Raw genomic sequence first — 23001 nt, 5'->3', positions numbered from 1 at the left:
CAGTCCAACACTTACAAGCTGATTTCTGGGGCTCGAACAGATGAAAGCCGGTCGTTTCAAGCAGTGGAGCGCGGGCATCGCCGCGATGGCGCTGCCGGTCCTTGCCAATGCGCAGGCGGCCGACCCGAAGCCGTGGCAGCTGAACATGGGCCAGGGCGTGACCGTCCAGTCCGCCAACGCCTACGGTGCGCACATGTTCGCCCTATGGGTGTGCGTGATCATCGGCATTCTGGTGTTCGGCGCGATGGCCGTGGCCATGTTCAAGTTCCGCCACTCCAAGGGCGCGGTGCCGGACAAGGACTTCACCCACTCCACCAGGCTGGAGATTCTCTGGACGGTGGTGCCGGTCGTGCTGCTGGTGCTGATGGCCTTCCCGGCCACCAGCAAGCTGATCGCGATGTACGACACCCGCAACGCCGAGATGACCGTCAAGATCACCGGCTACCAGTGGATGTGGAAGTACGACTACCTGGGCGAGAACGTCGGCTTCACCAGCCGCCTGGCGCGCAGGAGCGACGAAATCCGCCAGAGCGGCGTCGTGCCGACCATGGAGCAGGCCCCGCACTACCTGCTGGACGTGGACAACGTCCTGGTGCTGCCCACCGACACCAAGATCCGCTTCGTGATCACCGCCGACGACGTGATCCACGCCTGGTGGGTGCCGGCCCTGGGCTGGAAGCAGGACGCGATCCCGGGCATCGTCAACGAGGCCTGGACCGACATCAAGACGCCGGGCATCTACCGCGGCCAGTGCGCCGAGCTGTGCGGCAAGGACCACGGCTTCATGCCGATCGTGGTCAAGGCCGTGCCGAAGGCGGAGTTCCAGCAGTGGCTGGCCGCCGAGAAGGCCAAGAACGCGCCCGCTCCCGCCGCACCGGCCGCCCAGCCCGCCGCGCCGGAACCCGCGCAGCCGCAAGGCACCACCCCGAACACCGAAGCCACGACCGCAGCTGCTGAAAAGCAGGCTCCGGTCGCCGGCTGAACGTCCCGAATTCCTGAGGTAAGGCCATGGCCGTCACCCACGCTGACACGCATCACCACGATGATCACGCCCACAAGCAGGGCTTCATCGAGCGTTGGTTCTTCTCGACCAACCACAAGGACATCGGGACGCTGTACCTGATCTTCAGCTTCATCATGTTCATCATCGGCGCGGCGATGTCGGTGGTGATCCGCGCGGAGCTGGCGACGCCCGGCCTGCAGCTGGTGGAGCCGATGTTCTTCAACCAGATGACCACCGTGCACGCGCTGGTCATGATCTTCGGCGGTGTCATGCCGGCCTTCGTCGGCCTGGCCAACTGGATGATCCCGCTGCAGATCGGCGCGCCGGACATGGCGCTGCCGCGCATGAACAACTGGTCCTTCTGGATCCTGCCGTTCGCCTTCGCGATGCTGCTGCTGACGCTGTTCCTGCCGGGCGGCGCGCCTGCCGGCGGCTGGACGCTGTATCCGCCGCTGTCGCTGCAGGGCGGCAGCAACGTGGCCTTCGCGATCTTCGCCATCCACATGATGGGCATCAGCTCGATCATGGGCGCGATCAACGTCATCGCCACCGTGCTGAACATGCGCGCTCCGGGCATCGACCTGCTGAAGATGCCGATCTTCTGCTGGACCTGGCTGATCACCGCGTTCCTGCTGATCGCCGTGATGCCGGTGCTGGCCGGCGCCGTGACGATGCTGCTGACCGACAAGTTCTTCGCCACCTCGTTCTTCAACGCGGCCGGCGGCGGCGACCCGGTGATGTTCCAGCACATCTTCTGGTTCTTCGGCCATCCCGAGGTCTACATCATGATCCTGCCGGCGTTCGGCGTCGTGTCGGAGATCATCCCGACCTTCAGCCGCAAGCCGCTGTTCGGCTACCAGGCCATGGTGTACGCGACCGCGTCGATCGCGTTCCTCTCGTTCATCGTGTGGGCGCACCACATGTTCACCGTCGGCATGCCGCTGGGTGGCGAGATCTACTTCATGTTCGCCACGATGCTGATCGCCGTGCCGACGGGCGTGAAGGTGTTCAACTGGGTCACCACGATGTGGCGCGGCTCGATCTCGTTCGAGGCGCCGATGCTGTGGGCGATCGCGTTCGTGATCCTGTTCACCATCGGCGGTTTCTCGGGCCTGATGCTCGCCATCGTCCCGGCCGACTTCCAGTACCACGACACCTACTTCGTGGTCGCGCACTTCCACTACGTGCTGGTGACCGGCGCGCTGTTCTCCATCATCGCCGCCACGTACTACTGGTGGCCGAAGTGGACCGGCCGCATGTACAGCGAGCCGATGGCCAAGTTCCACTTCTGGTGGACGATGGTCTTCGTCAACCTGCTGTTCTTCCCGCAGCACTTCCTGGGCTTGGCCGGCATGCCGCGCCGCATCCCGGACTACAACGTGGTGTTCGCGGACTGGAACCTGGTCAGCTCGATCGGCGCGTTCGGCATGTTCGTCACGCCGTTCATGATGGCCTTCATCCTGTGGCGCTCGAAGGCTGTTGGCGTGAAGGCCGAAGCCCGCGCCTGGCCGACCGCGAAGGGCCTGGAGTGGACCGTGCCGAGCCCGGCGCCGCACCACACCTTCAGCACCCCGCCGGTCATCCGCGACGGCGACCTCGCCCACGGCGACATCACGCATTGATCGGATAGAAGTGGAAGGCGTCCGGCCCAGGGCGCCTTCCGCACTCATCCGGAGCACACCGCAACGATGATGCAACCCGACCACAACGCCGCCGACATCGCCGCACGCCGCAAGGCCGCGCGTCGTACCGCGCTGTGGATTGCCGCGGTGGCTGTCGCGATCTACGTCGTCTTCATCCTCAGCGGGACGCTCGGCCAATGAGCGTGCCGGAGCAGCCCGTGGTGGAGCGCAAGAGCGCCGGCCTCGGCAAGATGGTCGTGGTGGCCATCGGTGCGTTCGCGCTGACGTTCGCGCTGGTGCCGCTGTACCGCATCGCCTGCGAGAAGGTGTTCGGCATCCGCCTGGAGCGCACCGCCGTCGAGGGCGTGCAGGACGCGAAGGCGACCGCCGCCAAGCGCGTGATCACCGTGCAGTTCGACGGGGGCGTGAATTCCAAGCTGCCGTGGGACTTCACCCCCAACCAGCTCACCATGCAGGTGGTGCCGGGCGAGCAGTACGAAACCACCTACCACGCGCGCAACACGGCCGATCGCACCGTCGTCGGCAGCGCGGTGCCTTCCGTGGCGCCGGCGCGCGCGTCGGGCTACTTCAGCAAGACCGAATGCTTCTGCTTCACCGCGCAGACGCTCAAGGCGGGCGAAACGCGCGAGATGCCGGTGCGCTTCATCGTCGATCCGAACCTGCCGGCCGACGTGAAGACCATCACCCTGTCGTATACCTTCTTCAAGAACGATGCGCTGACCGCGCAGGCGCAAGGCGCGGCCCACGCCACGCCGGCGCTGATGTCCGCACCGTGATCCTTTCCCAGTAATCGCAGCACACAACCGGAACGCCGCCATGGCCCAAGCCCAATCGCCAGACGCCAACATCTACTTCGTGCCGCACAGCAGCCGTTGGCCGTTCCTCGGTTCGATCGCGCTGTTCACGACCATGGTCGGCATCGCCAGCTGGTTCAACGAGGTCAGCTGGGGCCGCCCGGTGTTCTTCATCGGCATCGCGCTGATGTGCGCCGTGCTGTTCGGCTGGTTCGGCGACGTCGTGCGCGAATCGGTGCGCGGCAACTACAACAAGCAGGTGGACACGTCGTTCCGCATGGGAATGATCTGGTTCATCTTCTCCGAAGTGATGTTCTTCGGCGCGTTCTTCGGCGCGCTGTTCTACGCGCGCCAGTACGCGATGCCGTGGCTGGGCGGCGAAGGCGACGGCGTGATGACCAATTCGCTGCTGTGGCCCGGCTTCAGCGCCGCTTGGCCGAGCAACGGTCCGGGCGCCATCGGCGGCGTCTACCAGACCATCCCCGCGTGGGGCCTGCCGCTGCTCAACACCATGATCCTGCTGACCTCGGGCATCACGGTGACCATCGCGCATCACGCGCTCAAGGCGGGCCACCGCAAGCAGCTGCTGACCTTCCTCGGCCTGACCGTGCTGCTGGGCGCGCTGTTCCTGTTCTTCCAGGCGGAGGAATACATCCACGCCTACAAGGAACTGAACCTGACGCTGGGCTCGGGCATCTACGGTTCCACCTTCTTCATGCTGACCGGCTTCCACGGCGCGCACGTCACGCTGGGCACGATCATGCTGGCGGTGATCTGGTTCCGCTGCCTGAAGGGCCACTTCACCAAGGACAACCACTTCGCGTTCGAGGCGGTGGCCTGGTACTGGCACTTCGTCGACGTGGTGTGGCTGGGCCTGTTCCTGTTCGTCTACGTGCTGTAACGCGGCGGAGCGGAATCGGGATTGGGGAATCGCCAGGAGCGAAAACCCCATTCCTCTCGCAAAGGCGACGGCGACCCCGTCGCTCTTTGCTTTTTACGATTCCCGATTCTCCGTTCCCGGTTCCCGCGACTTACGGCCCGCCGTGGAACTCGATCCAGCCCATGTAGTTGGCCAGTACCACCAGCAGGATCAGCGCGACGGACAGTGCGGTGCGGCGGGTCAGCGCGTTCACCGTGCGCTTGCTCTCGCCCTTGTCCACGAGCATGTAGTAGAGCCCGGCGCCCAGGTTCCAGAGGATGACGATCAGGAAGGCGATGACCAGCAGGGTCTTCAGCGAATCGTTCATGGCGGCTTCCGATCGGCCCCGTGAGGGGGCGTGCGCCCCATTATCGCAGCCGCGGGCGACGAAGTCGTGAGCCGTACGCGCAACCTCGTCGTCGGTTGGACCGCCGCGATCCTGGCGATCGCGCTGTTCGCCAACCTCGGCCTGTGGCAGTCGCGCCGCGCCGTCGAAAAGCAGGCAATGCTCGACGCGGCTGCGGAAGTGATGCGCACGCGCACGCCGCAGCCGCTGTCGCGTGCCGGCGATGCGCAGCGCGCGCGCGATTACGACTGGGCCGCGGGCAGCGGTTCGTTCGACGCACGCGACGCGCTGCTGCTGGACAACCAGCAGCGCAACGGCCGGGCCGGCGTGCGCGTGTACCGCATCTTCGTGCCGCAGCAGGGCGGCCCGCTGCTGGTAGACCTGGGTTGGCTGCCGCTCGGCGGCGACCGCAAGCTGCCGCAGGTGCTACGTCCGGAAGGCAGCCTGCAGCTGCGCGGCCTGCTGGTGCCGCCGCCGTCCACGGGACTGGTGATGGGCCCCGCGTTGAGCCGCCAGGACGATGCATGGCTGATGACGCGCGTCGACCTCGATGCGATCGCGAAGGCGACGGGACTGTCGGTGCCGCTGGCGCCACGCGTACTGCGCCTGGATCCGGAGCTGCGCATCGGCTACGAGCGCGACCTGGAACTGCTGCCCAACACGCTGCCGCCCGACCAGCACCGCGGCTATGCGGTGCAGTGGTTCGCACTGGCGCTGGCCGTGCTGGTCACCGCGTTGATCCTCACTTTCCGCAAGCGCCGTCGAACATAAGGAGCACGTCATGAGCGACGACCTCAGCCCGCAACACCGCAATCGCAACCGCTTCCTGCTGCTGCTCCTGTTCGCGATGTTCTTCGGCAGCATGCTGGTGGCCGGCCTGCTGCGTTTTTCCGGCTGGCGCCCGCAGGGCACCAAGAACCACGGCGAGCTGCTCGAACCGCCGGGCGACGTGCGCGCGCTGTCGCCGCGCCTGCTCGATGGCGGCGAGTACGTGTGGAAGTCGGGCGAACGCACGTGGCGCATCCTCGTTGCGCCGCCCGCCGATTGCGGCACGCAGTGCGATGCGCTGGCGCGCGAACTCGACACCGTGTGGCAGCTGTTCGGCAAGGACGCCGACGAAGTGCACGTGCTGTGGCTGTGCCCGACGGACGCGTGCAGCTGGCCTGCATCCGCAACCCGGCCGGGCGCGCTGAAACTGCTCGCGCCGGACAGCCGCCTGCGCGCCGGCCTGCCGCGCGTGGACGAGACCACTGCCAATGTGCGCGGCGTGCCGGCCTACGTGGTGGATCCCTACGGGTTCGTGATTCTGCGCTACCCTCCCGGCTTCGATCCGGCCGGCCTGCGTGCCGACGTGGCCAAGCTGCTCAAGGTGAAGTGACGCGGCGCAGCCACGTCCCTCGCCCGATCTCCGCCGGTCCCAACGCACCAGATCCATGAGCCGTATCGCATGACCACGCCGCACAAGCCCAGCCCGCACAGACACTTCCACCGGATCGCCTGGCTCGCCGTCGCGCTGGCGTTCGGCGTGATCGTGTTCGGCGCGTTCGTGCGTCTGTCCAATGCCGGCCTGAGCTGTCCCGACTGGCCCACCTGCTACGGCCGCGCCGCATGGCCCACCGTCGCGCACGAAGTGGTCGACCACGCCGCCACCGCGATCCGCCCGGTGGAAGTGCACAAGGCCTGGCGCGAGCAGTTCCACCGCATGATCGCCGGCGCGCTCGGCGTGCTGGTGCTGGCGCTGGCGCTGCTGGCCGCGCGCAAGCGCCACCGCGGCGTGTTGCAGGTGATCGCCGCCGCGGTGCTGGTGGGCATCGGCATCCCGCTGTACATGCACGGCGAACACGTCGCCGCGTCGGTGCTGGCCATCGCAGGCGAAGCGATCCTGCTGTTCGCCGCGTTGCGCTGGAGCAACCTCGATCTGTCGCGCGTGGCGGCGTTCACGCTGGCGGTGATCATCTTCCAGGCGCTGCTGGGCATGTGGACCGTGACCTGGCTGCTCAAACCGATCGTGGTGATGGCTCACCTGCTCGGCGGCCTGCTCACGTTCTCGCTGCTGCTGTGGATGGCCTGGCGCGCGACCAACCTGCCGATCCGCCTGGCGGAAGCGGTACTGGTGCGCAGGCTGGTCATCGCCGGCATCGTGGTGCTGGGCGTGCAGATCGCGCTGGGCGGCTGGACCAGCGCCAACTACGCCGCACTGGCCTGCGGCAACGATTTCCCCACCTGCGTGAGCCAGTGGTGGCCGCCGCACGATTTCCGCGAGGGCTTCGTGCTGTGGCGTGGCATCGGCGTGGACTACGAAGGCGGCATCCTCGACGGCGAGGCGCGCATCGCGATCCAGCTGGCGCACCGCATGATGGCGGTGGTGGTGTTCGTCTACCTGCTGTGGCTCGCGCTGCGGCTGATCCGCACGCCGGGCATGCGCGGCTGGGCCACGCTGCTAGGCCTGCTGGTGTTCGCGCAGGTCGGTTTGGGCATCGCCAACGTCAAGCTGAGCCTGCCGCTGTCGATCGCCGTGATGCACAACGCCGGGGCGGTACTGCTGCTGTTCGTGCTGGTCTCGCTGCTGGCGCGCCTGCGCTCGCCGGAACAGTGATGGGCACCACCATGCCAAGAGCCACCGCAAAGCAGTACTGGGATCTCACCAAGCCGCGCGTGGTCGCGCTGATCGTGTTCACCGCGCTGGTGGGCATGTTCCTGGCCGTGCCGGGCCTGCCGCCGCTGCGCGAGTCGGTGCTGGGCTTCATCGGCATCTGGCTGGCCGCGTCCAGTGCCGCGGCGATCAACCAGCTGCTGGACTCGCGCATCGACGCGAAGATGGCGCGCACCTCGTGGCGTCCCATCGTCGCCGGGCAGATCACGCCCCGGCAGGCGCTGGTGTTCGCGCTGATCCTGGCGACGCTGTCGATGACCGTCCTGGCGGTGTGGGTGAACACCATCACCGCCATCCTCACCTTCGCATCGCTGATCGGCTACGCGGTCATCTATACCGTGTACCTCAAGCGCGCCACGCCGCAGAACATCGTGATCGGCGGCATCGCCGGTGCCGCGCCGCCGCTGTTGGGCTGGGCCGCCATCACCGGCATGCGCGGCGAATGGGACTGGCCGCATGCATTGCTGCTGGTGCTGATCATCTTCGTGTGGACGCCGCCGCATTTCTGGGCGCTGGCCATCTTCCGCCGGGCCGATTACGCGCGTGCGATGGTGCCGATGCTGCCGGTCACGCATGGCGTGGAATACACGCGCTGGCAGATCCTGTTCTACACCGTGCTGCTGGTGGCGGTGACTGTGCTGCCATGGGCGGCCGGCATGAGCGGGCTGTTCTACCTCGGTGGCGCGCTGGTGCTCGGTGCGGTGTTCCTGGGTTACGCGTGGCGGCTGATGAATCCGCCCGACGAGATGTATGCGATGAAGGTGTTCAACTATTCCATCGTGTACCTGATGGCGCTGTTCGCCTTCCTGTTGCTGGACCACTGGCTGATGCCGCTGCTGCAGCCATCGCCCATGCTGGAACTGCAGCCGCAGCGCTGATCCTTTCAATCCACGAGAGCTGCCGATGCCGCGCAAGCACCTGAGCCTGTCCCTCACCGCGATCTTGCTGGCCGCATCGGCCGGCGTGACACAGGCCCAGACCCTTGCGGACGTACCGGCAACGCAGGGCGAAATGGTGATCACCGCGCAGCGGCTGCTCGACGTGCGCACGGGTCGCATGATCGACCAGCCGCAGGTGCGCGTGCGCGACGGTCGCATCGTCGAAGTCGCGCGCGCAGGTGCGGCGGTACCCGAAGGCGTGCGCCGCATCGACCTGCCGGGCATGACGCTTCTGCCGGGCCTCATCGACATGCACGTCCATCTGGACGTCGAACCCACCTACGGTGGCTACACCGGCCTGCAGTTCAACGACCGCTTCTGGTCGATGCTGTCGGTGGCGCACGCGCAACGCACGCTGATGGCCGGCTTCACCACCGTGCGCAATGTCGGCTCGGATGCGTGGAACGACGTCGGTCTGCGCCAGGCGATCGACGAGGGCAAGCTCAGCGGCCCGCGCATCGTCACGGCGGCATATTCCTTCGGTGCCACCGGCGGCCATTGCGACTCGACCTTTTTCCCGCCGTCGATGAACCAGCGCAGTCCGTTCAACGCAGACACGCCGGAAGAAGGCCGCAAGCGCGTGCGCGAACTGCGCAAGTACGGCGCGCAGGTGATCAAGATCTGCGCCACCGGCGGCGTGTTCTCGCGCAACACCGAACCCGGCCAGCAGCAGATGAGCCTGGCGGAAATGAAGGCCGTGGCCGACGAGGCGCACCAGTGGGGCCTCAAGGTGGCCGCGCACGCGCACGGCGCCGCCGGCATCAAGGATGCGATCCGCGCGGGCGTGGACACCATCGAGCACGCCAGCCTGATCGACGACGAAGGCATCCGCCTGGCCAGGCAGCACGGCGCGTGGCTGTCGATGGACATCTACAACACCGAGTACACGCAGGCCGAGGGTCGCAGGAACGGCGTGCTCGAGGACAACCTGCGCAAGGACCGCGAGGTCGCGGACATCCAGCGCGAGAACTTCCGCCGCGCGCACGCGGCCGGCGCGAAGATGGTGTTCGGCACCGATGCCGGCATCTACCCGCACGGCGACAACGGCCGCCAGTTCGCAGTGATGGTGCGTTACGGCATGACCCCGCTGCAGGCGATCCAGGCCGCCACGCTCAATGCGTCGCAGGCCCTCGCGCGCGAGGACGTCGGAGTGATCGAGGCCAACCGCTGGGCGGACCTCATCGCCGTGGCGGGCGATCCCACGCGGGACGTGGCGCTGCTGGAGCGCGTGCCCTTTGTGATGAAGGGCGGCGACGTCGTGAAGGACGAACGCGCGCGCTGATCGCGCACCGCGTCATTGCGCGGCGACGCGCGGCTCCATCTCCGCATCCAGCAATGGTGTCGCCGAGGGCAGGCGCGTGGGATCGAGCAGCGCCGCCATGGTCGGATCGGCCGGATAGGCCTTTCCGTCGAATTCCATCGCCACCACGCCGGCTTCGTCGCCGCTGCCGACGCTGACCAGCAGGTCGCGCCAGCCATGGCTGACGCGCGCGCCGACCGCGATGGGCGCGCGTACCGAGACCGATTCGCCGACCAGCTTCAGCCGGTCCTTCTCGCCGTGGAACACCAGCAGCGTGCAGCCGTCGGCCCGGCACCAGTTGGCGTCCTCCAGCAGCATCAGCACGTCCTCGGTTCCGTCGCCGTCGAGGTCGGCCCGCGCATCTCGATAAGCCGGCATTTCGCGGATGCTGCGGGACGCGAGGAACGCCGTGAGCGCATCGTCGGCGCGCTGCTTGTGGTTGACGGGCGTGGGCAGGGCCGCCTGGTCCTGCCCTTCGCCACGCGGCTGGGTACTGCACGCCGTGGCCAGGCAGGCCAGCGTGATCGCCGTGAGCAGGGTGCGCATGGAGGCTCTCCACCGAAGCTGGCGCGAGCTTGCTCCCGGGCGCGTGGTGGCGGAGTGATTGGAATTGCGGGCGGGCGTTTGGGGGGGGCGACGTCGCTGTCGGCGGTGGCGTTTGGGGATAGCGGAAGGGCTGCATTCCGGCCTGCCGGGCGCTCGCGGTGCGCGCAGAAGCGGCGAAGTTGCCCTTGCTTTCGGCCGTCATCCCCGCGAAGGCAGGGATCCATGCCGGCGCGATGTCACGGCTTAGGTGACGCAGGATCGTGTCGGACGAATGGATTCCCGCTTTCGCGGGAATGACGGCAAGGGGAGATGATGACGAGAAGGGGAAAGCAATGACGAACACGCGTTCGCTCACGGCTGAGCGAGCCCCCCGTTCCCCCACGGGGCACGAGCCCCTCCCGTTTTCAGCCGTCATCCCCGCGAAGGCGGGGATCCATGCCGGCGCGATGTCACGGCTTAGGTGACGCAGAATCGCGTCGGACAATGGATTCCCGCTTCGTGGGAATGACGAGCAACGAAGGCGACGACGGCTGCTTTCGTTGATCGGTTGTGCACGTCGCGCGCAAACGTAAGCTGGCTCGCCGAGGCGGCCTTCCGCCCCGGCTCGTGCGATCACGCGACCATGCACTCGCAGCAATCACTTCGCTCCATCGCCAATCAGGTTCTGCTGCCAGAACAGCATCGTCGCGGCGGTGAAGTAGTCGACGTTGGCCTTCTTCTTGAAGCCGTGGCCTTCGTCGTCGTACAGCAGGTACCAGACGGGCTGACCGTTGCCGCGCACCGCCTTCACGATCTGCTCGGCTTCGGTGTACGGCACGCGCGGATCGTTCTTGCCCTGGGCGACGAACAGCTTGGAGCGGATGCGGTCGGCATGGTTGAGCGGCGAGATCTCGTCGAACACCTTCGCCATCGCCGGGTCGCGTTCGTCGCCGTACTCGGCGCGGCGCAGGTCGCGGCGATAGCTTTCGGTGTTCTTCAGGAACGTGCCGAAGTGCGAGATGCCGACGATGTCGACGCCGGCCTTGATGCGGTCGCTGTAGTGCATCAGCGAGGCCAGCACCATGTAGCCGCCGTAACTGCCGCCATATACGCCGACACGGTCCGCATCCAGGCCGGGCTGCCTACCGATCCAGTCGAGCAGGGCGCCGATGTCCTTCACCGAATCCTCGCGCTTTTCCGCGTTGTCCAGGCTCAGATACGTCTTGCCGTAACCTTCCGAGCCGCGCACGTTGGGCAGCAGCATCGCCACGCCCAGTTCGTTGGCCAGGAACTGCGCAGTCGGGTTGAACGTCGGTAGAGACTGGCCCTCGGGCCCGCCGTGGATGTTGATCACCACCGGCACCTTGCGGTCGGCCGGCACGTTGGCCGGGCGGTAGTAAAACGCCGGGATCATGCGCGGCTTGCCATCGACGGTGTCGAACGTCGGGAAGTGCACCAGCGTCGGCGCGACGAATTTCGACGGATCCAGCCCGCCGACTTCACTGCGCGTCCAGCGGGCGAGCGCGGCCGACTTCAGGTCGATCACGTACACGTCGCTGGGCGAGGTCGCCGAATTCATCGTCACCGCCAGACGCTTCCCGTCCGGCGAGAAGCCGAGGTTCACCACCAGGCCGATCGGCAGCTCCGGCAGCTTCACAGGCTTGTGCGATGGCAGCGCCAGCACGTGCAGTTTGTAGATGCCGTCCTCGTTGGTCGTGTAGGCCAGGTGCCTGCCGTCATCGCTGATCTCCAGATCGACGACGTCCCATGGAGTGGAGGCGGTCAGCACCTCGAACTTCTTCGTCGACGGGTCGTGGTAACGCAGCGTGTGGAATTCCTGCGACCGGCCGTCGATCGGCTCGTTGGAGATGAAATAGACCGAACGTCCATCCGGCGCGAACTTGAAGCCGTTGAACGCGGCCTTGCCGCCATCCACCGGAAACATCGTCAGCTTGCCGCTGTCCACGTCGACGAGCCCCGGATACGACTCCGCCGCGGACACGTACTTCATCACCAGCAACTGCCGGCCATCGGGCGAGAAGTCCATCGCGTTCCATTGCCCGCCCTGCGTGACCAGCACGCGCGGCTGGCGCTGCGCGAAATCCATCACCCAGATGTCGGTGTCCTTGCCGTTGCGCGCGGTGCTGCTCCACGCGAAACGCTTGCCGTCGGGTGAGAACAGCGGTCCCTGGTTGCGTGCCTTGCCGTCGGTCAGCAGCGCCGTGTTGCGCGTAGCCAGGTCGAACCAGTGCAGCTGCCAGAACTCGTTGCCGCCCACGTCCTTGCCGAACACGAAGCCGTCGAGCTTCGACTTCGGCGGCGCGGTCTCCAGTGCGGACAGCGGCTCGGCGTAGAACGTGAGCTGCTCGCGCATCCCCAGCGGCTGGCACACACGGTGCGCCTGCGTGGTCTCGGCGAAACGCGTGCCGACCAGCATGCAGTCGCCCGACCAGCCGGCGAACGTGGCACCGCGCGTGTTCTGGTAGCGGTTCAGCCGCTCCACCAGCGCGGGCGGAATGGCCGGGATGTTCTCGCTGAGGCGGTTGCCGACCTGCTCGCGCGAGACGGCCGGCGCCTGTTGCGCGGCGGCAGGCAGCGAACAGCCCAGGAGCAGGGCGGACAGAAGGATCGTGCGACGCGACATGCGGCTCTCCCGGATGGAAAGCCCGAGCTTAGCCGCGATGCCTTGGCCGCGTCGGGCCGCTGTCGCGAAACCCTACGGCGTCCGGACCGCCGGTTCGCGCCGGACCCGGCGCAGCAGCGCGAAGAAGGCGAAGCGCACGGCGGCGGAGAACGCGGCAAACACCAGCGCAATCACGAACGGCAGCACCGCGCCGAAGGCGACGGTCATGCCGGCGACGAACCCGACCAAGCACTCGGCCCGATACACCGGAGCCAGCACGGCGAACGCGAAAAGCCCGAAGAACAGGCCCTGCGTGAGCGCTTCCGCGCCGAACTTGAAGCCGGTCGCCAGCGCCGTCCCGTACAGGAATGACACGACCAGGCCGGTCCACACGGCCGGCGTGAACCTGCCTAGCCTGCGCACGCGCAGCCCAAGGACGAAGCCGAGCAGGGGCAGGGTCACCAGGCCCAGCCAGTTCGAAACGGCGGGCAGGTCAGCCCGGTTGAGCAGGTGGTGGCGCTGCACGCCGCCGCCGAAATGCTCCAGCGCCAGGTAGACGCCGACGTAGATCAGCGCGAGTAGCGCCAGCAGGAGGGGCATGCGGAACCGGTTGGGCATCGTGCGCATTCGTTGCAGGGAGTGTCGCCACTGTCGCCGGCGGAGGGCACGGCTGCATATGCGGAAAGTGCAGGTGACCTCCGCCTGCGCCCGTCGCCGCGCTGCGACGGCGCCGGTTCAGCGGTTCTGCGCGCGCAGGCTCAGTAGTTCGCGAAGCTCGTGCTTCTCCGCGTCCTCGAGCATCGACATGCGCGACTGCAGCGCTTCGATGCGCTGCTGCAGCGCCTGCGCGTCCAGGCGTGCGATGGCGTCGAGAAACGCGCGCTGGCGTCGTTCCGAATCGTCCAGCACGCGTGCGTCGAGCGGCGTGGCCGCGGTGGTTTCCACTGCGCGGGCGGTGGCCAGCTTGGTGAGCGCGGGCGCCTCGCTGCGATCGGCGAAGTGCTCCAGGATCAGGCCGGTGGAAATGTCTGGCCGCTCGTGGACCAGTTCGATGATCTCCACCAGCAGGCCGATGCCCGGCTGGTCGAGCGATGCGAAATGCAGCGACGACGGCAGCGCCAGCGCGACGCCGGGCTGCTGCAGCAGCATGGTGATGGCGCTGCGGACCAGTGACGGCTTGTTCGCCTGCGCGGGCGGCGCGGAGCGCGCGCGCTGCGCCGGCACGTGCGTTTCAGGCGAGCTGGCGCGTGCGCCCACGCCGGTGAGTTCGGTCAGGCGCTGCTTCATCAGGTCGCCGAAGGCGCCGTCGGGAATCTGCGCGAGCAGCGGCTTGGCGCGTTCGGCCAGGCGGCCCTTGCCTTCCAGCGTATGCAGGTTGACGTCGCTGCTGAGCGAGTCGAAGAAGAACTGCGACAGCGGTGTGGCCTGCTGCAGACGCGCGTCGAATCCGTCGCGTCCCTCATGCCGCACCAGCGAATCCGGGTCCTCGCCGTCAGGCAGGAACAGGAAGAACGCCTGGCGTCCGTCCTTCATGCGCGGCAGCACCGATTCCACCGCCTTCCACGCCGCGCCGCGGCCCGCCCGATCGCCGTCGAAGCAGAAGTACACGTCGGGCGCATTGCGGAACAGCAGTTCGGCGTGGTCCGGCGTGGTCGCGGTGCCCAGCGTGGCCACGGCGGTGTCGATACCGTTCTGGAACAGAGCGATCACGTCCATGTAGCCCTCGACCACGATCAGCCGCGGGATCTTGTTGTGCGCCTGGCGCACCTGCCACAGGCCGTAGAGTTCGCGGCCCTTGTGGAAGAGTTCCGTCTCCGGCGAGTTGAGGTACTTCGGCCCGGCTTCCTTGTCGAGCACGCGCCCGCCGAAGGCGATGGTGCGTCCGCGCCGGTCGTGGATGGGGAACATCACCCGGTCGCGGAACTTGTCGTAGACGTGGCCGCGATCGTTCTTCGAGAACAGGCCGCCGCGTTCGAGCAGCTTCATGCGGCGCGGATCGGTGCCCAGCGCATCGCGCAGTGCATTGAACCCATCGGGTGCGTAACCCAGCGCGAAGCGCGCACGCGTATCGGCATCCACGCCGCGGCTGTCGAAGTACTCCTGCGCGCGCGCGTTGCCGGCCAGCTGCTTCTGGAAGAACTTCGACGCCGCTTCCAGCGCGTTGTACAGGTCCAGGCTGTCGGGGTTGGCGTTGCGCTGGTGCGTGTCGCGCGGCACCTCCATGCCTAGGCGCTTGGCGAGCTCCTCCACCGCATCGAGGAACTCGAGGCGGTCGTAGTTCATGAGGAAGCTCAGCGCCGTGCCGTGCGCTCCGCAGCCGAAGCAGTGATAGAACTGCTTGGTCGGCGAGACGGTGAAGCTGGGCGAGCGCTCGTCGTGGAACGGGCAGCGCGCCGAATATTCCTTGCCCTGTCGCTTCAACGGCACGCGCGTGCCGATCACCTCGACGATGTCGGTGCGCGCGAGCAGGTCGTCGATGAAGGCGTCGGGGATGCGTGCCATTCGAACTAGGATGCCATGTGCCCGGGGATCGGCGTCGCAGGTTTCCTGTCCCCTATGAGGAAGGCTGGGGGAGAGGAGAGCGGGCGACGGACAGGCGTCCGCAAGCCGTGCACACGGACAGCAATCCCCCTGTGTCCCCCTTTTTTCAAAGGGAGAGGAAAAGCAGCGTCAGGCAGGACGTGTAGCGTCAGCTGGTCAGCCGCTTCTTCACCAGCGCCGACACTTGGCCCATGTCGGCCTGGCCGGCGAGCCTGGCCTTGAGCGGGCCCATCAGCTTGCCCATGTCGGCCGGACCGCTGGCGCCGGTCTCGGCGATGGCGGCGTCGATGGCGGTCAGGATCTCGGCCTCGCCCATCTTGGCCGGGATGTAGCGCTCGATCACGACCATCTCGTCGCGCTCGACCTGGGCCAGGTCCTCGCGGCCGGCGCCCTCGTACTGGGACACCGAGTCCTTGCGCTGCTTGACCATCTTGTCCAGCACGGCGACCACGGCGGCATCGTCCAGCTCGATCCGCTCGTCGACTTCCTTCTGCTTGATCGCGGCATTGATCAGGCGGATCACGCCCAGGCTGTGCTTGTCGCCGCCCTTCATGGCGGCCTTCATGTCGTCGGTGAGTCGCTGCTTGAGGCTCATGGTCGTGTGCCGTGAATAGGGAACCGGGAATGGGGACTTGTAGGAGCGGGCGTGGGCTCGGACGTAGGCGGGCTTTGGACCATTCCCGACTCTCCGTTCCGGATTCCCGCTCCGGAAACACAAAAAGCCGGCAGCGCAGGGCGCGGCCGGCTCGTGTGATCGTTCAGCTACGGGTCGCGCGAGGCGCGGGCCCGTCGGGCGCGATCAGTACAGGCGCTGACGCTTGGTCACGTCGCGCGAGGCGCGGCGTGCCTGGCGCTTCACCGCGGCTGCGGCCTTGCGCTTGCGTTCCTGGGTCGGCTTCTCGTAGAACTCGCGCTTGCGGGTCTCGGCCAGGACACCGGCCTTTTCGCAGGTGCGCTTGAAGCGACGCAGAGCAAACTCAAAAGGCTCGTTTTCGCGGACTTTGACGCTGGGCATGTGTAATCTCGTTTCAGGAACCGGCCCGGGCACAGGCCGGGAGAGCCGCGCATTATAGCGACGGGCTGCTTGAAGGTGCAACATAGGGCCTCATCTCAGGGCATGTGCTGGACACAGGTCCTTGAATCCAGACGCTTCCGGCCCTCGCCGCAGCGTCGTCCGCCCCTCGCCAAACGCCCCCAGTGAAAGTCCTCGGCATCGAAACCAGCTGCGACGAAACCGGCGTGGCCGTGTACGACACGGCCACCGGCCTGCGCGCCCATACCGTCTACAGCCAGATCGCGCTGCACGCCGAATATGGCGGCGTGGTGCCCGAGCTGGCCAGCCGCGACCACGTCCGCAAGCTGCTGCCGCTGGTGCGCCAGACCTTGGCCGAGGCCGGGCTGGAGACGTCCGACTTGGACGGCGTGGCCTATACGGCCGGCCCTGGGCTGGTCGGCGCCCTGCTGGTCGGGGCAGGCGTGGCCCGCTCGCTGGCCTGGGCGCTGGACGTGCCGGCCATCGGCGTCCATCACATGGAAGGCCATCTGCTCGCCCCGCTGCTGGAGGACGACCCCGCGCTCGGCCGGCCCGAGCCGCCTTTCGTGGCGCTGCTGGTTTCGGGCGGCCACACCCAGCTGGTGCACGTGGAGGCTATCGGCCGCTACCGCCTGCTCGGCGAAACCCTGGACGACGCGGCCGGCGAGGCTTTCGACAAGACCGCCAAGCTGATGGGGCTGCCGTATCCGGGCGGCCCGCAGCTGGCCGCGCTGGCCGAACAGGGCACGCCCGGCGTGTTCAAGTTCGCCCGGCCGATGACCGACCGTCCCGGCCTGGATTTCAGCTTTTCCGGCCTCAAGACGCAGGTGCTGCTGGCGTGGCAGGACAGCGACCGCAGCGAGCAGGTGCGGGCCGACATCGCGCGCGGCTTCGAGGACGCGGTGGTCGACACCCTGTCCATCAAGTGCGCGCGCGCGCTGGACGCAGCCGGCTGCGACACGCTGGTGGTGGCCGGCGGCGTCGGCGCCAACAAGCGCCTGCGCGCCAGGCTGGACGAGATGACCCGCAAGCGCGGCGGGCGCGTCAGCTTTCCGCGTCCGCAGTTCTGCACCGACAACGGCGCGATGATCGCCTTCGCCGGCGCGTTGCGGCTGGCCGCAGGCCAGCATGGCGACCTGTCCGTGCGCGTGACGCCGCGCTGGGACATGGCGTCACTGGAAGCAGTGGAGAGTGCAGAGCAGTGAGAACAAGAGAAGGCTGGGCGGACTCTGCCTGACCCATCGCGGCGACATTCCATCCTGAATTGCTCGTACTCTTTCCTCACTTCTCTTCACTCTGCGCTGCTCCCATGGACCACGTCTTCATCGAAGGCCTCGAGATCGAGGCGCTGATCGGCATCTACGACTGGGAGCGGCGCATCCGCCAGACGCTGGTGTTCGACATCGAGATGGTCTTCGACAACCGCGTGCCGGCGGCAACCGACGCCATCGAAGACACGCTCAACTACAAGGCAGTGAGCAAGCGCATCGTCGAGTACGTGGGCCAGTCCGGCTTCGGCCTGGTCGAGACACTGGCCGAGCGCGTTGCGGAGATCATCCTGCGCGAGTTCGACGTCTCGCGCGTGCGGCTCAAGCTGAGCAAGCCTGGTGCGGTGCGCGGTGCGCGCGCGGTCGGCGTGCGCATCGAGCGCAGCCGCGAAGACCTGGCCTGACCCGGCGCAGCAAGCGCTTCCTCTTCCTCTCCCTTGCCCGCCGTTCCGGTGGGCGCAGCCGTGAATGGACCCATGTCGAAGGCCTATCTCAGCCTGGGCAGCAACGTCGATGCGATCAGACACCTGCGCATCGCCGTGCAGGCATTGCGTGAACGCTTCGGCGACGTCGTGCTGTCGCCGGTGTACCGCACCCGCGCGGTCGGCTTCGACGGCCCGGATTTCCACAATGCCGCAGCGGTGATCGAAAGCGACCTCGATCCGCACGCGCTCAACGCCTGGCTGCACGCGCTGGAAGACGCGCACGGCCGCGATCGTTCCGGCCCGCGCTACGGCAACCGCACGCTGGACATCGACATCGTGCTGTTCGACGACTGCGTCGTGGAGGGCGCAGGCAATCTGCGCATCCCGCGGCCCGAACTCAGGCACGCCTTCGTCCTGCGGCCGCTCGCGGAGATCGCGCCGGACGTCGTGGTGCCCGGCGACGGGCGCACGCTGGCCCAGCTCTGGGCTGCGCATGCGGAGTTCGGGCAGACGCTGGACTCCGTGAAGCTGTAGGACGGGAAGCGAATCCTCCCCGGCCCTCCTTTTCCAAAGGAGGGAGCACGGCTCGCGGCGACCACTTTCGATGTCCTCGTCACGCTCTCCCTTCGAAAGGCGAACAAAGCCCTTGTCACGCTCTCCCCCTTTGGAAAAGGGGGACACAGGGGGATTCGCATTTCGCGCCGGCCGTCGGGAAATCCGCATCGCCCACTTGCCCGTGCCCATCCCACCGTTGACCATGCCGGCCGGGGGATCGTCTCTTTGGGGAAATCGCGATGATCGAGAAGTTCTCACGCAGTTGGGAGCTGGTGAAGGCGAGTGCGGCGGTGCTGCGCTCCGACAAGGAACTGATGGTGTTTCCGGTGGTGTCGGCCATCGCCGCGCTGGTGGTGCTGGCGACATTCATGGTGCCGATGATCGGCTGGCGTGTGTTCCAGCATGGTTTCGGCGTCTCCGGCGCGGTGTGGATCTTCCTGTTCTATTTCTGCCAGTACACGGTGATCGTCTTCTTCAACTGCGCGCTGGTCGGCGCAGCGATGATCCGTCTGGAAGGCGGGGACCCGACGCTGGCCGACGGTCTCAACGCGGCCAAGGCGCGATTGACGTCGATCCTGGGCTACGCTGCCATCGCCGCGACGGTGGGCGTGCTGCTGCAGGCGATGAAGGACAAGGAGAACAACTTCCTGATCCGCCTGGTCGGCAGCGGCCTGGGCACGGCATGGACGCTGGCGACGTTCCTGGTGGTGCCGGTGCTGGTCCACCAGCAGGTCGGTCCATTCGACGCCCTGCGACGCAGCGCGAACCTGCTGCGCCACACCTGGGGCGAGAACGCGATCGGCAATGTCGGCATCGGCTTTGCCTTCGGGCTGGTGTCGTTCGCACTGATCGCCGTCGGCCTGCTGCTGGCGTGGCTTGCGGCGCAGCTGTCGGTGGCGCTGGGCGTGGCGATCCTGATCGTGTTCGTGATCGCGGTGCTGATGCTGGGCGTGTACCAGTCGGCACTGAGCGGCATCTATTCGGCGGCGCTGTACCGCTACGCGACGGAAGGCGAAGCGCCGCCGCAGTTCCAGGGCCTGCAACTGGAGTCGGCGTTTGCGGCGAGGTGATTGCCCTTGGCTCGTCATCCTCGCGAAGGCGGGGATCCATGGACTTCTCACGCTTGCCTGTTGCGCTTCACAGCGGCGCGATCAGCTTTCCGCTTCTGTCTTTGCGCGTCGTCGCGAAAAGCCGAGGTCTGATTGCCGTTGCTCTTGCTCGCCATCCCCGCGAAGGCGGGGATCCAGGGACTTTTCACGCTTTGCTGGTGCGATTGAACAACGAAAGCCAAGGCTTCCGTCCGTCTAAGCCGGCCGGGTCACTTTTCTTTGCTGACCCAAAGAAAAGTAACCAAAAGAAAGGGTCTTCCCCGACGAAGCAATCCCACGACCGGACACGGAGTCGGTGCCCCGCAAGTCGGCATCCATGCCTCCTTGCTTAGCGCCGCACATCCCTGTGCGGCGCCCTACGGGTCTAGTTATGTGGTTGGCTGGTTAGCAGCGACAGCGATGGCGATAACCGTTTAGGCGAGCACAGCGCACCGGCGACGAACGCCCACCAATCGGATCCCTGCTTTCAAGGCGATGGCCAAGACGGAAGCAAAAAGGTGATCGCGCTGCTGTCAAACACATCAGGCAAGCGTGAAAAGTCCCTGGATTCCCGCCTTCGCGGGAATGACGAGCAAGAGCGAAGTGCAACACCGAAGTGCAACACCGAAGTGCAACACCGAAGTGCAAGAGCGAAGTGCAACACCGAAGTGCAACACCGAAGTGCAACACCGAAGTGCACGCTGGCAGCGGTCACGATGGGGCTCGCAACTGCGCGCGATGCCGCGATGCCTGGAACCCGCCGACGCGGCTTACGCCCCCAGCAACCGCCCCCCGTCCAGATGCAGCACCTGGCCCGTGCTGTAACTCGCGTCCTGCAGCAGCCAACGGACCGCTTCGGCGACTTCCTGCGGCGTGCCGGTGCGGCCCAGCGGCGTGCGCGCGAGCATCGCGTCTTTTGCGGCGGAATCCTTGCCGTCCTGCGGCCACAGGATCGCGCCGGGCGCGACGGCGTTGACGCGTACGTGCGGGGCCAGTTCGAGCGCTAGCGAACGGGTCATCATCAGCAGCGCGGCCTTGGCCATGCAGTAGACGGTGTGTTCGCGCAGGGGACGTTCGGCGTACAGATCGGTGAGGTTGACGATGCCGCCGCGCGTGGCCTGCAGGTGTGGCGCGGCGGCCTGCGCGAGGAAGAACGGTGCGCGCGCACTGCTGTTGAACAGCGCGTCCCATTGCGCGGGTGTCGCCGTGCCGATCGGTGTGGGCGTGAAGCCGGAGGCGTTGTTCACCAGTGCATCGAGCCGGCCGAAATGGCCGACGCACTGCGCGACCAGTTCGGGAATGCGGTCGAAATGATCCAGGTCCGCCTGCAGCAGTCGCGTGCTGCCGGGGCGTGTGCGTTCCAGTTCGGCGGAAAGCGCCTGCGCGTCGTCGTGCGAGCCGCGGTAGTGCAGGGCGATGTCGTAACCGGCCGCATGCAGCGTGCGCGCGATCGCCGCGCCGATGCGGCGTGCCGCGCCGGTGACCAGGGCGACGGGTGCGCGTGCTGGGCTCGACATGACGGGACTCTCCGGGCCGTGACGTATCCTGAGCGCCAGTGTCCCACGCCCCCGCCGCATGTCCACCGACTTTCCCCCGCACCGTCCCGGCGCCGAAGAGCGCCAGCGCGAAGCCCGTACGTTGCCGACGCCCGATGCTGACGCATTGGCCCACAGCGAGCGGCTGCAGGCGCTGATCCGCGAGGAGATCGCGGGCAACGGCGGCGCCATTCCGTTCTCGCGCTTCATGGAGCTGGCGTTGTATGCGCCGGGCTTGGGCTACTACAGCGCAGGCGCCAGCAAGTTCGGCGAGAGCGGCGACTTCGTCACCGCGCCCGAACTCGGTCCGGTCTTCGCCGCCTGCGTGGCCGAAAGCGTCGCGCCTGTGTTGCAGCAGTTGGGCACTGGCGCGCGCTTCCTCGAACTGGGCGGCGGCACGGGCGCGTTCGCCGAGGTCGCGCTGAAGCGGCTGATGGAGCTGGACGCGCTGCCGGACCGCTTCTGCATCCTGGAACCGAGCGCGCAGCTGCGTCATCGCCAGCGCGAGCGCCTGCAGGAACGGCTGGTGCCGCCGCTGTTCGAGCTGGTCGAGTGGCTGGATGCGCCGTTCGCCGACGACTGGGACGGCGTGCTGTTCGCCAACGAGGTGATCGACGCGCTGCCGACGCCGCGCTTCGCCATCGAGGTAGGCGAGGTGTACGAGGAACACGTCGCGGTGGAGGCCGGGGAACTCGTGCGCGTGCTCCGCCCCGCCGATGCGTTCCTGGGCAACGCGGTGCGCCACCTGGAGCGCCAGCTGGGGCGACCGTTCGACAACGGCTACCGCTCCGAGGCGCTGCCGCAGCTTCCGTACTGGGTGCAGGCGGTGGCCGGCGGCATGCGCAACGGCGCCATGCTGTTCGTCGATTACGGCTATCCGCGCGGCGAGTACTACCTGCCCGAGCGCAGCGACGGCACGCTCCGCGCGTTCTATCGCCATCGCATGCACGGCGAACCGCTGCTGTGGCCGGGCCTGCAGGACCTGACGGCGTCGGTGGACTTCACCGCGCTGGCCGAGGCCGGCGTCGCGGCGGGCTTCGATTTCGCCGGCTACTGCTCGCAGGCCAGCTTCCTGCTGGGCAATGGGCTGGCCGGCGTGCTGGAGCGGATCGAGCGCATCGCCGACGAAGGCGAGCGCCTCAAGCGCACCACCGAGGTAAAGCGGCTCACGCTGCCGTCGGAAATGGGCGAACGCTTCCAGGTGATGGGCTTCGAGAAGGGCGTGGAGTTCGGCACGGCGTTCATGGCCGGCGACCTGAGTTTCCGCCTGTGAGTGCGGCATCAGTGCGTCCGCTGTTGCGCGATTTCCGCCGGCCGTGGCTGTGGCTGGCGATCTGGCTGGCGATGCTGGGTGCGGTCGCCGCGACCTCGCTGATGTCGGCCGACGACCTGCCGCCGGCCCCGTTCGACGGCTTCGACAAGGTCGAGCACTTCCTCGCCTACCTGCTGCTCAGCGGTTACGCGGTGATGCTGTTCGCGGGAAGGCGTGCGCAGGCGCTGGCCGCGGCCGGCGTGATCGCGTTGGGGGTCGGACTGGAGTTCGCGCAGGGTGCGCTGACGGCCTCGCGGCAGGCCGATTCCGCCGATGCCCTGGCCAATGCGCTGGGCGCGGCCGTCGGTCTGATGCTGGCCCCGACCCCGGTCGGCCGGGCGCTGCTGTGGCTGGATCGCCGGGTTCCGTGAGACTGATTGGCGAAAAGTTCGCCATGAAACCAAATTTGGCAAAGACTTGGTAGGTATTGCGTAAAGGTTAAAGCTTGGTTAAAGCTCAGGGCTGGGCTCGACAGGGGGAGTCCGCCCACCCTGCGCAAG

Annotated in this window: 24 protein-coding genes; 16 read left to right on the top strand and 8 right to left on the bottom strand. The window is 67.2% G+C overall.

The window, feature by feature from the left end; genetic code table 11:
* Positions 1–40: 40 nt before the first annotated feature.
* The 5 genes from coxB to VFE83_RS04595 all read left to right on the top strand — a co-directional run bounded on the left by coxB (position 41) and on the right by VFE83_RS04595 (position 4341).
* Positions 41–982, top strand: a complete 942-nt coding sequence (gene coxB / locus VFE83_RS04615; protein WP_414674686.1) for a cytochrome c oxidase subunit II — start codon at positions 41–43, stop codon at positions 980–982.
* Positions 983–1008: 26 nt separating this feature from the next.
* Complete coding sequence (gene ctaD, locus VFE83_RS04610) at positions 1009–2625, top strand: cytochrome c oxidase subunit I (protein WP_324903710.1); 1617 nt, start codon at positions 1009–1011, stop codon at positions 2623–2625.
* Between the two features lie 66 nt (positions 2626–2691).
* The gene (locus VFE83_RS04605) at positions 2692–2826 is read left to right on the top strand and encodes a hypothetical protein (RefSeq protein WP_324903709.1); all 135 of its coding nucleotides are present in this window, start codon (positions 2692–2694) and stop codon (positions 2824–2826) included.
* Positions 2823–3422 (top strand): cytochrome c oxidase assembly protein, encoded by a 600-nt coding sequence (locus VFE83_RS04600; protein WP_324903708.1) that lies wholly within the window; start codon positions 2823–2825, stop codon positions 3420–3422. Before VFE83_RS04605 ends, VFE83_RS04600 begins: the two co-directional genes overlap by 4 nt.
* Positions 3423–3462: 40 nt before the next feature.
* Positions 3463–4341 carry a cytochrome c oxidase subunit 3 gene (locus VFE83_RS04595; protein ID WP_324903707.1) on the top strand — a complete coding sequence of 293 codons (879 nt, stop codon included), beginning with the start codon at positions 3463–3465 and terminating at the stop codon, positions 4339–4341.
* Positions 4342–4471: 130 nt separating this feature from the next.
* On the opposite strand, the gene VFE83_RS04590 is transcribed toward VFE83_RS04595, so the two are convergent.
* Positions 4472–4687 carry a twin transmembrane helix small protein gene (locus tag VFE83_RS04590; protein ID WP_324903706.1) on the bottom strand — a complete coding sequence of 72 codons (216 nt, stop codon included), beginning with the start codon at positions 4685–4687 and terminating at the stop codon, positions 4472–4474.
* 66 nt (positions 4688–4753) lie between these two features.
* Here VFE83_RS04590 and VFE83_RS04585 point away from each other — a divergent pair, with 66 nt between their 5' ends.
* The 5 genes from VFE83_RS04585 to VFE83_RS04565 all read left to right on the top strand — a co-directional run bounded on the left by VFE83_RS04585 (position 4754) and on the right by VFE83_RS04565 (position 9578).
* Positions 4754–5476: an SURF1 family protein gene (locus VFE83_RS04585; protein WP_414674688.1), complete on the top strand. Its 723-nt coding sequence runs from the start codon at positions 4754–4756 to the stop codon at positions 5474–5476.
* A 10-nt stretch (positions 5477–5486) separates the two neighbouring features.
* On the top strand, positions 5487–6083 hold the full coding sequence (locus VFE83_RS04580) for a hypothetical protein (RefSeq protein WP_324903704.1): 597 nt from the start codon (positions 5487–5489) through the stop codon (positions 6081–6083).
* Between the two features lie 69 nt (positions 6084–6152).
* Positions 6153–7301, top strand: coding sequence for a COX15/CtaA family protein (locus tag VFE83_RS04575; protein ID WP_324903703.1), 1149 nt, complete (start codon positions 6153–6155; stop codon positions 7299–7301).
* Between the two features lie 11 nt (positions 7302–7312).
* On the top strand, positions 7313–8236 hold the full coding sequence (locus VFE83_RS04570; RefSeq protein ID WP_324903702.1) for a heme o synthase: 924 nt from the start codon (positions 7313–7315) through the stop codon (positions 8234–8236).
* Between the two features lie 25 nt (positions 8237–8261).
* Positions 8262–9578 carry an amidohydrolase family protein gene (locus tag VFE83_RS04565; protein ID WP_324903701.1) on the top strand — a complete coding sequence of 439 codons (1317 nt, stop codon included), beginning with the start codon at positions 8262–8264 and terminating at the stop codon, positions 9576–9578.
* Positions 9579–9590: 12 nt separating this feature from the next.
* Here the strand turns inward: VFE83_RS04565 and VFE83_RS04560 are convergent, their stop codons facing one another.
* From VFE83_RS04560 to rpsU, 6 genes are all read right to left on the bottom strand, one after another.
* Positions 9591–10142 carry a hypothetical protein gene (locus VFE83_RS04560; RefSeq protein WP_324903700.1) on the bottom strand — a complete coding sequence of 184 codons (552 nt, stop codon included), beginning with the start codon at positions 10140–10142 and terminating at the stop codon, positions 9591–9593.
* 637 nt (positions 10143–10779) lie between these two features.
* Positions 10780–12765, bottom strand: coding sequence for a prolyl oligopeptidase family serine peptidase (locus tag VFE83_RS04555; protein WP_324903699.1), 1986 nt, complete (start codon positions 12763–12765; stop codon positions 10780–10782).
* A 72-nt stretch (positions 12766–12837) separates the two neighbouring features.
* On the bottom strand, positions 12838–13362 hold the full coding sequence (locus VFE83_RS04550) for a hypothetical protein (RefSeq protein ID WP_324903698.1): 525 nt from the start codon (positions 13360–13362) through the stop codon (positions 12838–12840).
* Positions 13363–13479: 117 nt separating this feature from the next.
* Positions 13480–15246 (bottom strand): DNA primase, encoded by a 1767-nt coding sequence (gene dnaG / locus VFE83_RS04545; protein WP_324903697.1) that lies wholly within the window; start codon positions 15244–15246, stop codon positions 13480–13482.
* A gap of 187 nt (positions 15247–15433) precedes the next feature.
* Positions 15434–15880 carry a GatB/YqeY domain-containing protein gene (locus VFE83_RS04540; protein WP_324903695.1) on the bottom strand — a complete coding sequence of 149 codons (447 nt, stop codon included), beginning with the start codon at positions 15878–15880 and terminating at the stop codon, positions 15434–15436.
* A 204-nt stretch (positions 15881–16084) separates the two neighbouring features.
* Positions 16085–16300 carry a 30S ribosomal protein S21 gene (rpsU, locus tag VFE83_RS04535; RefSeq protein ID WP_031371286.1) on the bottom strand — a complete coding sequence of 72 codons (216 nt, stop codon included), beginning with the start codon at positions 16298–16300 and terminating at the stop codon, positions 16085–16087.
* Between the two features lie 182 nt (positions 16301–16482).
* Between rpsU and tsaD the strand changes: the two genes are divergently transcribed.
* The 4 genes from tsaD (at position 16483) to VFE83_RS04515 (ending at position 19636) form a co-directional block, all read left to right on the top strand.
* Positions 16483–17523: a tRNA (adenosine(37)-N6)-threonylcarbamoyltransferase complex transferase subunit TsaD gene (gene tsaD, locus VFE83_RS04530; RefSeq protein WP_324903694.1), complete on the top strand. Its 1041-nt coding sequence runs from the start codon at positions 16483–16485 to the stop codon at positions 17521–17523.
* Positions 17524–17627: 104 nt separating this feature from the next.
* On the top strand, positions 17628–17990 hold the full coding sequence (gene folB, locus VFE83_RS04525) for a dihydroneopterin aldolase (protein WP_324903693.1): 363 nt from the start codon (positions 17628–17630) through the stop codon (positions 17988–17990).
* Positions 17991–18062: 72 nt separating this feature from the next.
* Positions 18063–18545 (top strand): 2-amino-4-hydroxy-6-hydroxymethyldihydropteridine diphosphokinase, encoded by a 483-nt coding sequence (gene folK / locus VFE83_RS04520; protein ID WP_324903692.1) that lies wholly within the window; start codon positions 18063–18065, stop codon positions 18543–18545.
* Between the two features lie 260 nt (positions 18546–18805).
* Positions 18806–19636, top strand: a complete 831-nt coding sequence (locus VFE83_RS04515; protein ID WP_324903691.1) for a DUF6159 family protein — start codon at positions 18806–18808, stop codon at positions 19634–19636.
* A gap of 788 nt (positions 19637–20424) precedes the next feature.
* Here VFE83_RS04515 and VFE83_RS04510 read toward each other — a convergent pair.
* Positions 20425–21171, bottom strand: coding sequence for a pteridine reductase (locus VFE83_RS04510; protein ID WP_324903689.1), 747 nt, complete (start codon positions 21169–21171; stop codon positions 20425–20427).
* A 58-nt stretch (positions 21172–21229) separates the two neighbouring features.
* Here VFE83_RS04510 and VFE83_RS04505 point away from each other — a divergent pair, with 58 nt between their 5' ends.
* Together VFE83_RS04505 and VFE83_RS04500 are read left to right on the top strand one after the other, a co-directional pair.
* Positions 21230–22462, top strand: coding sequence for a class I SAM-dependent methyltransferase (locus tag VFE83_RS04505; protein WP_324903688.1), 1233 nt, complete (start codon positions 21230–21232; stop codon positions 22460–22462).
* Positions 22459–22872 (top strand): VanZ family protein, encoded by a 414-nt coding sequence (locus VFE83_RS04500; RefSeq protein WP_324903687.1) that lies wholly within the window; start codon positions 22459–22461, stop codon positions 22870–22872. Before VFE83_RS04505 ends, VFE83_RS04500 begins: the two co-directional genes overlap by 4 nt.
* Positions 22873–23001 lie beyond the last annotated feature (129 nt).

The sequence above is a fragment of the Lysobacter sp. genome, from assembly GCF_035655815.1.
Classification (GTDB): Bacteria; Pseudomonadota; Gammaproteobacteria; order Xanthomonadales; family Xanthomonadaceae; genus Lysobacter_J.
This window is presented reverse-complemented; position numbering and strand designations above follow the sequence as displayed.